Source organism: Microbacterium sp. GXS0129 (assembly GCF_044769785.1).
In the GTDB taxonomy this organism is placed as follows: Bacteria; Actinomycetota; Actinomycetes; order Actinomycetales; family Microbacteriaceae; genus Microbacterium; species Microbacterium nymphoidis.
This window is the reverse complement of the sequence record NZ_JBIZVZ010000006.1, coordinates 42580-55608: the sequence shown is the minus strand read 5'-3', so window position 1 is coordinate 55608 and position 13029 is coordinate 42580. Positions and strand designations below refer to the sequence as shown.

The window sequence follows — 13029 nt, the reverse complement described above, 5'->3', positions numbered from 1 at the left end:
TGACGCGAGACAGCGCGGGGGCCGGCTCGAACCGGCCTCCGCTCTGTCTGCGCGTCGGGGATCGTCTCCTCCCCAACTTGTCAGCGCGAGCCGGATCTCCTCATCGTGCCTGCCCCGAGTCCACCGTCGGAGGGCGTCGGTAGACTCGCGGGGGTGAGCTCCTCGGCCTTCTCCCACCCCGCTTCCCGTTCCGGCGCGGATGCCGATCAGCCCCCGTACGACCCCTACGCCGACATCCCGTACGACGACGAGCCCCCGTACGATCCGTATGACGAGCCTCCCGTCGACCTCGATTTCCTCGGGGGCCCGCCGGTGCCGGCGGGATACGCACCCGCACCGGTCGCCGCGCCACAGGCTCGTGCGTCACAGTACGCATCCGCGCTCGAGGCACTGCACACGGTGTACGGCTACGACGCCTTCCGCGGTGATCAGGGCGCCATCGTGCAGCACGTGATCGACGGCGGGGATGCGATCGTGCTGATGCCGACCGGTGGTGGCAAGTCGCTCACCTATCAGATTCCGGCGCTGGTGCGAGAGGGCACCGGGCTCGTGGTCTCCCCGCTGATCGCCCTCATGCACGATCAGGTGGATGCGCTGCAGTCCAACGGCGTGCGCGCCGCGTTCTTGAACTCCACCCAGTCCACCCAGGAGCGTCAGGCGGTCGAACGGGCCTACCTGGCCGGTGAGCTGGACCTGCTCTACGTCGCCCCGGAACGCCTTTCCGGACACGCCACGCGTGCTTTCCTGCAGCGCGGTTCGTTGAGTGTGATCGCCATCGACGAGGCGCACTGCGTCGCGCAGTGGGGCCATGACTTCCGGCCGGATTACCTGGCGCTGGAAGACCTCGGGGAGGTGTTCCCCGGCGTTCCCCGCATGGCACTCACCGCTACGGCGACGCGTGCCACGCATCGTGAGATCACCGAACGGCTCCGGCTGCCCCGTGCCGAGCACTTCGTGGCCAGCTTCGATCGGCCCAACATCCAGTACCGCATCGAGGCCAAGATCGATGCGCGACGTCAGCTAGTGCAGTTCATCCGCTCGCAGCCGGAGGGGTCGGCCGGCATCGTCTATGCCCTGAGCCGGAAGGCGGTCGAGCAGACCGCGGAGCACCTGCGCAAGCAGGGCATCGACGCGCTGCCGTACCATGCCGGCCTTCCCGCCGACGTCCGTGCGGCCAACCAGTCCCGCTTCCTGCGCGACGACGGCGTCGTGGTGGTGGCCACCATCGCGTTCGGCATGGGCATCGACAAGCCGGACGTTCGCTTCGTCGCCCACATCGACCTCCCGAAATCCGTCGAGGGCTACTACCAGGAGACGGGTCGTGCGGGCCGTGACGGTGCGGACTCGGTGGTGTGGATGGCCTACGGTCTCGGTGACGTGGTGCAGCAGCGTCGCCTCATCGACCAGGGCGAGGGCGATCGCGCCCACAAGATCCGTCAGCAGCAGCACCTCGATGCCATGCTCGCGCTGTGTGAGACCGTGCAGTGCCGTCGCCAGAATCTGCTCGCCTACTTCGGCCAGGATTCCGCGCCCTGCGGAAACTGCGACACCTGCCTGACACCGCCTGACACGTTCGACGGCACCGTCGCGGCGCAGAAGCTGATGTCGACCATCGTGCGGCTGAAGCGCGAGCGCAACCAGGCGTTCGGTGCCGGTCAGCTGATCGACATCCTGCGGGGTGCGTCCACGGACCGCATCCGTCAGTATCGCCACCACGAACTCGCCACCTATGGCATCGGTGCGGATCTCTCCGAGGCCGACTGGCGCTCGGTGGTCCGCCAGCTGCTCGCGCAGGGACTGCTGGTGGCGCAGGGTGAGTACGGCACTCTCGCCCTCGGCGAGGGCAGTGCCGAGGTGATGCGGGGCGAGCGGTCCGTACTGATGCGGCGGGATGTCCTGGGGCGCACCTCGAGCGCGGGCCGGGCCAGGAAGGCCTCCGCCGCCGACGAGCTGCCCGAAGACGCCCGCGAACTGTTCGAGGCTCTGCGGGCCTGGCGGGCTGCCCAGGCTCGAGAGCAGGGCGTTCCGGCCTACATCGTGTTCGGCGACGCGACGTTGCGCGCGCTCGCGGAGCATCGGCCGTCATCGCTCGCGGATCTCGATGGCATCACCGGCATTGGCGCCAAGAAAAGGGACGCGTACGGCGAGGCCGTGCTGGCCGTCATCGCCGAAGCGTAAGCGGGCCGACTCGCGGATCGGCTCTTGGCAGGTTGCCAATCGGTCGATAACATGTTTCCAAGCGGTCGGCTCTCGGGGGAGAGCAGAAGCGCATCGCACAACAGAAGATCGACACGATCCTGACCTCAGGGCGGGATCGGCGAGAAGTGGCAGCGAACGAGTCGGGGGGCTCCGCTGCCATGCGTTCTGAGGCGATGCGAAATCACGCCGTCAGGTCGAGCCCGATTCGGGTGGGCGACCGACGAGTCAGGCGTCCGGATTCCGATCGGGCGCCTGACTCGACCTCCGGTCTTCCGCGGGGTCGATGAGTACCTCGGACAGATGCGCGGTGATCTCCGCCGCGACGTCGATCGACGCGTCGAAGCGCGAGATGAGCTGCAGGCCCTCCCAGAGGGCTACGAGGCGAATCGCCTCCACGCGCGGCTCGCGCAGGGAGCGCAGCTGCCCGTCACGCTCGGCGTCGGTGAAGGCGCGGGTGGAGCAGTCGATGAGAGTGGCGAAATGCTCACGGAAGCCCTCGTGCAGCGGGTGCCCGGCGCTGGAGGCCTCGGCGCTCAGCACGACGTGCAGGTTCACCAGCTCAGCGGCCCCGGCGCACACCGCCCGCCACTGCGCGGGGATCGCGTGCAGCCGCTCGGCCCCACGGATCGCACGCGTGCCGTCGGACAGCGCGTTCACCATGTCGGCGCTGCGGTGCAGCACAGCGCGGACGAGGTCGTCCTTGGTCGGGTAGTGGTGGAACAGGGTCGCCTTGGCGATTCCCGCTGCGGCCGCGAAGGCCTGCATGCTGGTGCCGCTGTACCCGTGTGCCAGCAGCAGCGAGGTGGCGGTGTCCAGGATGCCGTCGCGCCGCGACGTGCCGGGGGGCAGCGCGCCGGTGAGCGGCCGGGTGTCCCCGGAGCCGGGATCGCGGACCGGCAGCGCAGGCTGACGGATGATGGCGGTTTCGTCGCGGATCAGCTGGGGCGTGTGAACGACCGCGGGAAGGTACTGCTGCAGCAACTGCGCCCCGTTCCACAGTGCCAGGAAACGGGCCGCCTGTGACCGGGTCGCGCGGGTGGCGGCCACGACCCCCTCGGCGACCCCGCGTTCCAGTCCTGCAGAGAAGGCCTCGAGTCGCGCCTCGTACGAGCGCCGCGCCGCGTCATGAGCGGGGTGGGTGGGGGAGGTTCCCTCGCCGACGAGCGCGGTGAACACCTGGAGGCGATCGGGGCGGCTGCTCGCCTCATCAGCGAGGGCGATCATCCACTCGTCGACCGTCAGCTCTCCGCGGCCGGAGAGGGCGGCGAGCGTGTCGGCCTCGTACTGTTCGTGGATGGCGAGGAGGATGTCGCCCTTGGAGGCGAAATGGCGTCGCAGGGCGGTGTGACTGATGCCGGCGTGCGACGCGATGTCTCGCAGGGAGGCGGCGCGGTAGCCCACCTTCATGAACACGTCAGTGGCCGCGTCGACGATCAGAGCGCGTCGTTGCGGGGCAGGAAGACGGGCGGTGGGTGGCGTCATCGTGAAAGGGGTCGCGGCGGACTAGCCGCCAGTCTAGTGGTCGGTGTGGTTCCGCTCCGAGGGGCTGTGGATGTGTGGAATCTGCACAGCGGCCGTGAGACTCAGTGTCACGAAGTTGTACACTCAGTCCAACATGCTTGGTCGTCGTCAGACCTCGGCCTAGCGTGTTGGTGAGGTCCGTCATGCGGACCGAGGACTCACACGAGGAGTATCGATGACTGATCCCGACGTGTACGTACACGCCGCAAATTCCCCCGCCGCGGGCGAGCCCCGTATCGACGTGGACCGCGTGACCGACATGCTGATGGGCACCTGGGCGGACGTTCGCCGCCAGGCGCGCGAGCTGGTCAAGGATCCGGCGCTCTGGCGCGATGACAGCCTCGGCATGCGCGAGCACCGTGAGCGCGTGCTCGCGCAGCTGCACGTGCTGGTCGACAACAAGGCCGTGCATCGTGCCTTCCCCCAGCGACTGGGCGGGGGCGATGACCACGGTGGCAACATCGCCGGCTTCGAGGAGCTGGTCCTGGCCGATCCGAGCCTGCAGATCAAATCCGGCGTGCAGTGGGGCCTGTTCGGCGCGGCGATCCTGCACCTCGGAACCGAGACGCATCACGAGACCTGGCTTCCCGGCGTCATGGACATGTCCATCCCCGGGGCCTTCGCGATGACCGAGATGGGGCACGGCTCCGACGTCGCCGCGATCGGCACCACGGCCACTTACGACCCCGAGACCGAGGAGTTCGTCATCAACACGCCGTTCCGTGCGGCGTGGAAGGACTATCTCGGCAACGCCGCGAAGGACGGCATCGCCGCGACCGTGTTCGCCCAGCTGATCACCAACGGGGTCAACCACGGCGTGCACTGCTTCTACGTGCCGATCCGCGATGAGAACGGCCAGCTGCTGCCCGGCGTCTCCAGCGAGGACGACGGGCTCAAGGGTGGTCTCAACGGCATCGACAACGGCCGGCTTGCGTTCGACCACGTGCGGGTTCCCCGCACCAACCTGCTGAACAAGTACGGGGACGTCGCGGCGGACGGCACGTACTCCAGCCCGATCGCCAGCCCCGGACGGCGCTTCTTCACGATGCTGGGCACGCTCGTCCAGGGCCGCGTCTCGCTCGACGGCGCCTCGTCCTGGGCGTCCGCGGTGGGGCTCACCATCGCCATCACCTACGCCACGCAGCGCCGTCAGTTCGACCAGGGATCGGGCACGGATGAGACGGTGCTGCTGGACTACGGAAAGCACCAGCGGCGCCTCCTGCCGCGCCTTGCCACCACGTATGCCCAGATCTTCGCGCACGACGAGTTCCTGAAGAAGTTCGACGGCGTCTTCAGTGGGCGCGCCGCGACCGACGACGACAGGCAGGACCTGGAGACACTGGCCGCCGCGCTCAAGCCGCTGTCGACGTGGCACGCGCTGGACACCCTGCAGGAGTGCCGCGAGGCCTGCGGCGGTGCCGGATTCATGTTCGAGAACCGGTTCACCGGCCTGCGCGCCGACCTCGACGTCTACGCCACCTTCGAGGGGGACAACAACATCCTCCTGCAGCTGGTGGGCAAGCGACTGCTGACCGAGTACGGGCAGCAGGTTGCGGGCAAAGACCCGAAGCAGCTGGCGGCGTTCGCGGTCGGTCAGACCGCGGGCAAGGTGTTCCACGGTGCGGGTCTTCGCCGCCTGGGACAGGCCGTCGCCGATCTCGGCTCGACGGCGCGTTCGGTGGAGCTCGGCCTACGCGGTGATGACCAGCACGAGCTGCTTCAGGAGCGCGTCCAGCAGATGGTCGCCGACATCGCCATGCGGATGCGCGGCGGGAAGAAGCTGAGCGCTGAGGAGAGCTTCGCGCTGTTCAACGAGAACCAGACCGAGCTCATGGAGGCGGCTCGTGCCCACGGCGAGCTGCTGCAGTGGGAGGCGTTCACCGACGCACTGGCCTCGGCTCCGGACGACGGTACGCGCGAGGTGCTGACCTGGGTGCGCGACCTGTTCGGACTGGGACTCATCGAGAAGCACCTGGCCTGGTACATCATCAACGGCCGCCTGTCGACGCAGCGTGCCGCGTCGGTGTCGCGCTACATCGATCGGCTCTGCGCGCGGCTGCGTCCGCATGCGCTGGATCTGGTCGGGGCGTTCGCCTATGAGCCCGAGCACCTGCGCGCTCCGATCGCCAGCGGTGCCGAGCAGGTGCGCCAGGACGAGGCCCGTGCCTACTATGCCGCCCTCCGTGCCTCTGGTGAGGCGCCGATCGACGAGAAGGTGCTGCACAAGCAGCAGAAGGAGGCGGCGAAGTCCGCCGCCCGCGCCTGACCGCCGCGAGAACCCATGCGGGTCCGATAATCCCGGGTTGCCGGGTGGTTCGGACTCGCATGGGTTTCTCGCATGTCAGAACTCGCGATGATGCGCAAGGGGGGTTGCGCACAGACGGGTTCGGGCTAGCGTGACCAGTCGACCGCACCAGGGTCCGCCCGGACCCGGATGAGGAGGCTCACATGAGTATCGGTTTCGGCATCTTCCTGTTCGTCGTCGGCGCTGTGCTGGCGTTCGCCCTGAACGTCGAGGTGGACTGGATCGACCTCGACCTGGTCGGCTACCTGCTGATGGGCGCTGGAGTCGTCATCACGATCATCGGCATCGCCCTGCTGCTGCGCCGCCGCACCACGCGCTCCGTCGCGAACACCACCGTCGACCCCGCATCCGGCTCGCAGACCACCCGTCGCGAGACCTCCGCTCCGGATTCCCCCGACGTGATCTGACACCCCCGGTTCATAGCGCGCAAATGGCCCCAAAAATCCGACTTTTGGGGCCATTTGCGCGCAATGAACGGGGCTAGGGGAGGCGAATCGGCGTACCGGCGGATGCAGCGGACGTGCGGGCAGCCGCCACGATCTCCAGCGTGCGGATGCCGACGGCGGCATCCGGCTGAGGCGTCCGATCGGTCCGCACGGCGTCGAGGAACTCGGACAGCATGAGGGCATCGAGGTCGGCGCCCACGGGAGTCCAGGTCTCGCCGGCGGCGTCATGACCGGCGACACCGCGACGGAACGGGCTCACCGTCAGCGTGCCGAACTCCAGCACGATCTGCAGGGTCAGGCCGCCCCACGTGGGCGAGCTCATCGGCCAGCTCCATGAGCAGTCGATGCTGGCGATGATCCCGCTCGGATACTGCACGGTGACGAGGCCGCCGGTCTCGACCGCCAGCTCACGGTCCGCGTGCAGGATGCGGTTGGAGACCGCACGCACGGTGGCGGCGCGTTCGCCCAGCAGCTCGTCGATGAGGTCGGCGCAGTGCACCACGTGGTCCACCAGCGCTCCACCGCCGGCGAGGTCGGGGTCGGTGAACCAGGCGCGATCCTGCGGCAGCTTGCCGTTGTTGACCCCCGTGATGCTGATCACCCGGCCCAGCCGGCCACTGCGGATCTGCGCCAGCGCATCGCGGAACTCGGGAGCGAAGCGCACGGGGTAGGCGACCATCAGCAGCACGCCGGCGGCCGCGCATGCGTCGCGCATCGCCTCGGCATCGGCGACCGTGGTGGCCAGCGGCTTCTCGCACAGCACATGGGCACCGGCCTCCGCCGCGCGCAGCACCAGGTCGCGGTGCCGGGCGTTCTCGGATGCCACGACGACGGCATCCGGCCCCCAGGCGAAGGCCGCGTCGTAGCTGTCGACGTACGCCACGCCCAGCTGGGCGGCGAGCTCAGCGCCGCGGGGAGCGTCATCGGGGGCGGTGGCGCCGTCGGGATCGGTGGCGATCAGCTCGATGTCGGGGTCCTGCTGCAGCGCGTGCACGTAGCTCAGCGCGTGCGTGTGGGCGAAAGAGAGAACGGCGACCTTCAGTCGACGGGTCATGCGGAGACCTCCGTGAGGGTGACGGGCTGACCGGAGCGGATCGAGGCCATGGCGGCCTCGGCCAGCGCGACGGCGGCGATTCCGTCGGCGGGGGAGACGCGTGCTTCGCCGCCGGACCGGATCGCGGCGACGAAGGCGGCGATCTCGCTGTAATAGGGGCTCTCCTGTGCCGACATCGGCGGCATGTAGCCGGCGTCATCCGTGACGGCGACGTCCGCCACGAGGGTGGCGTCATCGCGGCTGGCGAAACTCAGCCGTCCCTGGTCGCCCGACACCTCGATGGAGGTACGAAACGGCATGCCCGGGCTCAGCCAGGTGGCCTGCAGGTGGGACAGGACGCCGTTCGCGTGGGTGAGCGTGACGTGCGCGGTCACCGGGACCGGCACCTGCCCGTCCACGCTCGCGGGGTGCTGCACGGCGTAGACCTCCGTGACGTCGCCCGCGAGCCACACCGCCTGATCGAGGTCGTGGATCATGAGGTCGCGCACGACTCCGCCGCCCTTCGCCTCGTCGAAGAACCAGCGCGTCGAAGGCGCCTGGCCCATGCGGGTGAACCGCTGGGTGGCGACGCGTCCGATGCGCCCCGCACGCACCTGCTCGCGCAGCGCGTGGTATTCGGCGAAGTAGCGCACCACGTGGGCGGGGAACAGTCGCACACCGGCACGTTCCGCCGCGGCGGCGACGTCGCGAGCGTCTTCGGCGGTGGCCGCCAGCGGCTTCTCGCAGATCACGTGCAGACCGGCGTCAATGGCGCGGAGCGCGATCTCCCGGTGGGTGCCGGACGGGGTCACGATGTCGACGATGTCGGCTGCGTCGAGCACCTCGTCGAGCGTGGCGACGGCGGTGAAGCCGTACGCGTCGGCGAGCTCCTGGGCACCGACGACCGAGTGGACGAGCACGCGCGCGCCGAGGGCGCGCCATGCGTCGGCGTGGACGGCGGAGATGCCGCCGGCGCCGATGAGACCGACCGTGAGGTCGGTGAGGGGATGCGACATGGAAGTCCTTCCGGTCAGCGATCGGCGGCCACGAGTGCCGCGTCCTCGAGGGGGGCGATGGGAGGCGGGGGGAGGTCGGGAAGTCCCGTGACGTCGTCCGCGCAGCGGATGAAGGCGAACACCACGGCGCCGTGGGCCGCCGCCTCGCCGCCGAGGCGCGCCGCGACGATCGGCAGGTCGACGGGGATGCGGATGCGGCGCATCACGGCGGTGCGCAGGGGCGCGAGCAGGGCCTCACGTGCCAGCGACATGCCGCCCCCGATCACCACCATGGCCGGATCGATCGTCATCGCGAGGGTGGCGATCCCACGTGCCAGTTCGTCGATGAAACCGGTGAGCTCGGCGCGTGCCTCCGGGTGGCCGGACTCGGCCAGTGCGAACACCTCTTCACCGCTGCCGGCGGTGCGCCAGGCGATCTGCCCGGTGTCTTCGTCGATCCCGCGGAACGCGAGGCGGCCGATGTCGCCGGCCGCGTTGTGCGGACCGCGGCGTGGACGGCCGTCAAGGATGATCCCCGCCGCGATACGCGCGCCCACCGACAGGTAGAGGACGTCGTCCACCAATCGCGCGGCACCGAGGTGGTGCTCGGCCACGGCCGCGAGACGCACGCCGTTGTCCAGCACCACGGGGCAGCCGAGCCGCTCCCGGAGCAGACGGGCGACGTCCACTCCGGGCCAGGCGGTGAGGATGACGGACGCGACGACCCGCCCCGAGTCGTCGACGATTCCCGGCAGGGCGACACCGACGGCGCGCAGGCCGCCGTGCGGGGTCCGGACGGCGGCGACCGCCGCATCGATCGCAGCGACGACGGCGTCGAGCTGCGTCGCGGCGTCAGCATCGGGGTCGAGGCCCGGTGCGCGTTCATGGGCCACCACCACGCCCGCGAGATCCGACAGGACGACTCGCACACTGTGCACGCCCACATCCACACCCGCCACGAGGCCGGCGGCCGCGGAGAAGCCGTAGTGGCGCGCGGGTCGCCCGGCGCCTCGACCCGGCAGCGGCTGCGCGTCGGCGACAAGCCCCGCATCCTGCAACTGTGCCAGCGCGTTCTCCACCGAGGTGCGGGAGATCTCCAGCGTGCGGGCGAGATCGGTGGCCGTCGTCGGTCCGCCGTCGCGCAGACGCAGGGCGGTGCGGGCGACGATCGTCTGCTCGGCCACGGTTGGCATCGGCGCTCCTTCGCATCGTTTCCGGAAAATTACCACACGAGTGTGATTAGCCGGCCCTTCGATGACAGCACTCCAAACCATGTCGGTCAAGAGTTTCTGGAAAGGGCTTGACGAAATATCACATCGCATTGTCATAATAGTCCCGTCCCCCTGAGCACCCAGGGCGTGAGCAAAGGAGCATCATGCGCGTGAAGAAGTTGATCGCAGCCACGGCGGGACTCGCCGCCGTGGGACTGCTGGCCGGTTGCGGCGCGAACGCCGGGTCCGGTGGCGATGCCGCAGCAGGCGGTGACCAGAAGGTCACGGTGTGGCTGTACCCCGTCATCGCGGACGAGGCCAAGCACAAGGCGTTCTGGGATGAGACCGTCGCCGCGTTCGAGAAGGACCACCCGAATATCACGGTGGACTACGAGATCTTCCCCTGGGCGAACCGCGACGAGGGATTGCAGACGGCCATCGCCGCGGGCAAGGGGCCGGACCTCGTCTACCTCATCCCCGATCAGCTGGCCGCGTACCAGAAGTCGATCGAGCCGATCGGCCCCTACCTCAGCGATGAGCAGAAGGCCGACATCCTCCCCAACGTCACCGAGTCGGTCACCATCGACGGCAACATGATGGGCGCGCCGCTGCTCACCAGCGTCAACCCGCTGATCTGCAACGCCGCCGCCTTCCAGGAAGCGGGCGTCACCGACTACCCCGCCACGTGGGACGACGTGCTGGCGATGGCGCCGAAGTTCACCGAGAAGGGGATGTACGCCATCAACTACCCGGCGGCTCCCGAGAACACCCTGAACATGTCGTTCTACCCGCTGCTGTGGCAGGCAGGCGGCAGCGTGTTCACCAAGGACGGCTCCGCGGTGGAGTTCGACAAGAAGCCCGGCCAGGAAGCGCTGGAGTTCGTCTCCACGCTGGCGCAGCAGAAGGCCATCGAGCCGGACGCCCTCAGCACCAACCTGCCGCTGGAGCAGACGGCCCTGGCCAAGGGCAAGGTCGGCTGCACCTGGACGAACATCCCCGCAGAGCTCGAGTCGTTCTGGGGCGAGGAGAACATCGTCGTGCTGCCGCCGCTGACGAAGGAGAAGTCGGTGGCGTACGGCACCGTCGGCTCGCTCGCGCTGCTGAAGGGATCGAAGGCGAAGGAGGCGGCCGGCGAGTTCGCCGACTACGCCACCGGCGGCGAGGTGATCAAGCCGTACCTCATCGAGGCGGGCTTCTACTCCGCGGTCACCTCGACCGGTGCTCTGTACGCCGACGACCCCGTGATGTCCAAGATGGAGGCTCAGGTGCCCACCGCCACCGTGGGCGAGCTCTTCACCAGCTCGCGTGCGCTGATGGGCGTGCTCGCCCCGGAGATCCAGGGCGCTCTGCTGGGACAGAAGTCTGCGAAGGACGCCCTCGACGCCGCGGCTTCGGCCGCAGGCCCGCTGCTGACGCAGTGACCCTCCGGGGGCGCGCTGGTCGCATCGAGCGCGCCCCCGGATCCCGATTCCACCACGCAGGGAGTCCGACAATGTCGACGAAGACCACTGAACCGCCGCGGCTCGACGCTGCGCTTGCGGGCGCGTCGGGAGCCGCGCCCTCACCCGGCGCGCGCCTGACCCGCCTGCTCTCGCGTCGCGAAGCACGCGTCGCCTTCCTGTTCGTGCTGCCGGCCTTCCTGCTCTTCATCGCGTTCCGGTTCGGCCCGTCGATCGTGGGTGTGGGGCTGAGCTTCTTCCACTACGACATCTCGGGCGAACTGGATTGGAAGGGCATCGCCAACTTCCAGCGGATGGTTGCCGACCCGCTGTTCTGGCGGGCGCTGTCGGTCACCCTGCTGTTCGCGGTGTTCTCCGTGCCCATCGCGCTGGCACTGTCCACCGTGATGGCGCTCGGGGTCCGACGTGCCTTCCGCGGCTCGCGCTTCTTCCGCTCGATCTTCTTCCTGCCCGTCATCACCTCCCTGGTGCTGGCCGGTGCGGTGTTCAAGTGGATCTTTTCCGCCGACGGTCCGTGGTCGCAGCTCATGGCACCGCTGGGCCTCGGCGGATCCTGGCTTGGAAGCCCCGTGCTCGTGATCCCGGCGCTGATCATCGTGGGCGTGTGGTCGCGCTTCGGCTACGGCATGATGATCCTCATCGCCGCGATGCAGGACGTGCCGCGCGAGCTTGAAGAGGCGGCCCTGATGGACGGCGCCAACGCCTGGCAGCGCTTCCACTTCATCCTGATGCCGCATCTGAAGCCGACGTTCTTCTTCCTCGCCGTCATCGAGACCACGGCGGCGTTCCAGGTCTTCGACGTGATCTACGTGATGACCGGGGGTGGTCCCGCCAACGCCAGCTACTCCCTCGTCTACATGCTGTACGACCAGGGCTTCAAGTACTTCAACTACGGCTACGCGGCCGCGATCGGCGTCGCGCTGTTCATCATGACCCTGGCCGTCGCGCTCATCCAGCGCCTGGTGATCGGAAAGCAGAAATGAGCGCCACCACCGCCTCGCGTCCTCAGCGTTCCTACCGCGCTCTCGAGCCCAGCGGCTGGGGGATCGTCGGCCGCTGGATCTGGCTGAGCATCGCCGCCGTCTTCAGCTTCTTCCCCTTCTACGCGATGGTCGTGCTGAGCCTGAAGCCGGGCATGGCGGTGGAGCTACCGGGCTCCCTCCTGCCGTGGGGCAACATCTCGTTCTCCTCCTACGAGCAGGTGCTGAGCGGGCAGAACCTCCTGGTGTGGCTCGGCAATACGCTGATCTACTCGCTGGTCTCCGTCGTCATCGTGCTGTTCCTGTCCGCGATGGCCGGCTACGCCTTCGCGAAGAAGCGCTTCCGGGGCAAGGAGGTGATGTTCTGGTCCTTCCTTTCGATGGTCATGGTCCCGTTCCACGTCACGCTCATCCCCACCTTCATCTTCATGGCGTGGCTCGGGGGTGTGGACACCTACTGGGGTCTCATCCTGCCCTCGCTCGCCAATGCCCAGGCCGTCTTCCTGATGCGCCAGTTCATCCAGGGTCTGCCGGACGAGCTGTTCGAGGCCGCGCGCATCGACGGTGCGGGGGAGTTCCGCATCTTCCTGCGGATCGTGCTGCCGCTGTGCAAGCCCGTGCTCGCCACCCTCGGCATCTTCGTCTTCCTCTGGCACTGGAACGATTTCCTGTGGCCGCTCATCGTCGGAAAATCCAGCGACATGTGGACCCTGACCGTGGGCATCTCGTCCCTGCAGCAGCAGAGCGTTCCGCTGAGTGTGATGCTCGCCGGCTCCGTCGTGGCGCTGCTGCCCATCTTCCTCGCCTACCTCGTCGCGCAGCGCTACGTCCAAGAGGGCGTCGCGAGTGCGGGCATCAAGGGCTGATCGAAAGGAACGT

At 68.6% G+C, this 13029-nt stretch carries 10 protein-coding genes; 6 read left to right on the top strand and 4 right to left on the bottom strand.

The features are described from left to right. Positions 1 to 234 precede the first annotated feature (234 nt). The gene (recQ, locus tag ACIQJ5_RS16165; protein ID WP_402845483.1) at positions 235 to 2178 is read left to right on the top strand and encodes a DNA helicase RecQ; all 1944 of its coding nucleotides are present in this window, start codon (positions 235 to 237) and stop codon (positions 2176 to 2178) included. Positions 2179 to 2424: 246 nt separating this feature from the next. Here the strand turns inward: recQ and ACIQJ5_RS16160 are convergent, their stop codons facing one another. Continuing rightward, positions 2425 to 3681 (bottom strand): TetR/AcrR family transcriptional regulator, encoded by a 1257-nt coding sequence (locus tag ACIQJ5_RS16160; RefSeq protein ID WP_402845352.1) that lies wholly within the window; start codon positions 3679 to 3681, stop codon positions 2425 to 2427. A gap of 214 nt (positions 3682 to 3895) precedes the next feature. On the opposite strand from ACIQJ5_RS16160, the gene ACIQJ5_RS16155 reads away from it, so the two are divergent. Together ACIQJ5_RS16155 and ACIQJ5_RS16150 are read left to right on the top strand one after the other, a co-directional pair. Next, a complete protein-coding gene (locus ACIQJ5_RS16155; RefSeq protein ID WP_231092410.1) occupies positions 3896 to 5986 on the top strand; it encodes an acyl-CoA dehydrogenase in 2091 nt (696 codons plus the stop codon). A gap of 182 nt (positions 5987 to 6168) precedes the next feature. Further along, a complete protein-coding gene (locus ACIQJ5_RS16150) occupies positions 6169 to 6432 on the top strand; it encodes a DUF6458 family protein (protein WP_231092409.1) in 264 nt (87 codons plus the stop codon). A gap of 73 nt (positions 6433 to 6505) precedes the next feature. On the opposite strand, the gene ACIQJ5_RS16145 is transcribed toward ACIQJ5_RS16150, so the two are convergent. From ACIQJ5_RS16145 to ACIQJ5_RS16135, 3 genes are read right to left on the bottom strand one after another with little or no spacing between them, the layout of a single operon-like run. Then, positions 6506 to 7525, bottom strand: a complete 1020-nt coding sequence (locus ACIQJ5_RS16145; RefSeq protein WP_402845350.1) for a Gfo/Idh/MocA family protein — start codon at positions 7523 to 7525, stop codon at positions 6506 to 6508. Then, positions 7522 to 8520: a Gfo/Idh/MocA family protein gene (locus ACIQJ5_RS16140; protein ID WP_402845348.1), complete on the bottom strand. Its 999-nt coding sequence runs from the start codon at positions 8518 to 8520 to the stop codon at positions 7522 to 7524. Before ACIQJ5_RS16140 ends, ACIQJ5_RS16145 begins: the two co-directional genes overlap by 4 nt. 14 nt (positions 8521 to 8534) lie before the next feature. Beyond that, positions 8535 to 9692 (bottom strand): ROK family transcriptional regulator, encoded by a 1158-nt coding sequence (locus ACIQJ5_RS16135; RefSeq protein ID WP_231092406.1) that lies wholly within the window; start codon positions 9690 to 9692, stop codon positions 8535 to 8537. Positions 9693 to 9874: 182 nt separating this feature from the next. On the opposite strand from ACIQJ5_RS16135, the gene ACIQJ5_RS16130 reads away from it, so the two are divergent. From ACIQJ5_RS16130 to ACIQJ5_RS16120, 3 genes are all read left to right on the top strand, one after another. Beyond that, positions 9875 to 11131, top strand: a complete 1257-nt coding sequence (locus ACIQJ5_RS16130; protein ID WP_231092405.1) for an ABC transporter substrate-binding protein — start codon at positions 9875 to 9877, stop codon at positions 11129 to 11131. A 71-nt stretch (positions 11132 to 11202) separates the two neighbouring features. After that, positions 11203 to 12153 (top strand): carbohydrate ABC transporter permease, encoded by a 951-nt coding sequence (locus ACIQJ5_RS16125; RefSeq protein ID WP_402845345.1) that lies wholly within the window; start codon positions 11203 to 11205, stop codon positions 12151 to 12153. Then, entirely contained in the window at positions 12150 to 13016 is an 867-nt protein-coding gene (locus ACIQJ5_RS16120) for a carbohydrate ABC transporter permease (RefSeq protein WP_231092403.1), read from the top strand. Before ACIQJ5_RS16125 ends, ACIQJ5_RS16120 begins: the two co-directional genes overlap by 4 nt. The last annotated feature ends 13 nt before the right edge of the window (positions 13017 to 13029 follow it).

What these genes read in the sequence shown, in the direction of transcription:
- ACIQJ5_RS16160 (WP_402845352.1), bottom strand. Translation starts at nt 3,681, where the DNA reads ATGACGCCACCCACCGCCCGTCTTCCTGCCCCGCAACGACGCGCTCTG.
- ACIQJ5_RS16155 (WP_231092410.1), top strand. Translation starts at nt 3,896, where the DNA reads ATGACTGATCCCGACGTGTACGTACACGCCGCAAATTCCCCCGCCGCG.
- ACIQJ5_RS16150 (WP_231092409.1), top strand. Translation starts at nt 6,169, where the DNA reads ATGAGTATCGGTTTCGGCATCTTCCTGTTCGTCGTCGGCGCTGTGCTG.
- ACIQJ5_RS16145 (WP_402845350.1), bottom strand. Translation starts at nt 7,525, where the DNA reads ATGACCCGTCGACTGAAGGTCGCCGTTCTCTCTTTCGCCCACACGCAC.
- ACIQJ5_RS16140 (WP_402845348.1), bottom strand. Translation starts at nt 8,520, where the DNA reads ATGTCGCATCCCCTCACCGACCTCACGGTCGGTCTCATCGGCGCCGGC.
- ACIQJ5_RS16135 (WP_231092406.1), bottom strand. Translation starts at nt 9,692, where the DNA reads ATGCCAACCGTGGCCGAGCAGACGATCGTCGCCCGCACCGCCCTGCGT.
- ACIQJ5_RS16130 (WP_231092405.1), top strand. Translation starts at nt 9,875, where the DNA reads ATGCGCGTGAAGAAGTTGATCGCAGCCACGGCGGGACTCGCCGCCGTG.
- ACIQJ5_RS16125 (WP_402845345.1), top strand. Translation starts at nt 11,203, where the DNA reads ATGTCGACGAAGACCACTGAACCGCCGCGGCTCGACGCTGCGCTTGCG.
- ACIQJ5_RS16120 (WP_231092403.1), top strand. Translation starts at nt 12,150, where the DNA reads ATGAGCGCCACCACCGCCTCGCGTCCTCAGCGTTCCTACCGCGCTCTC.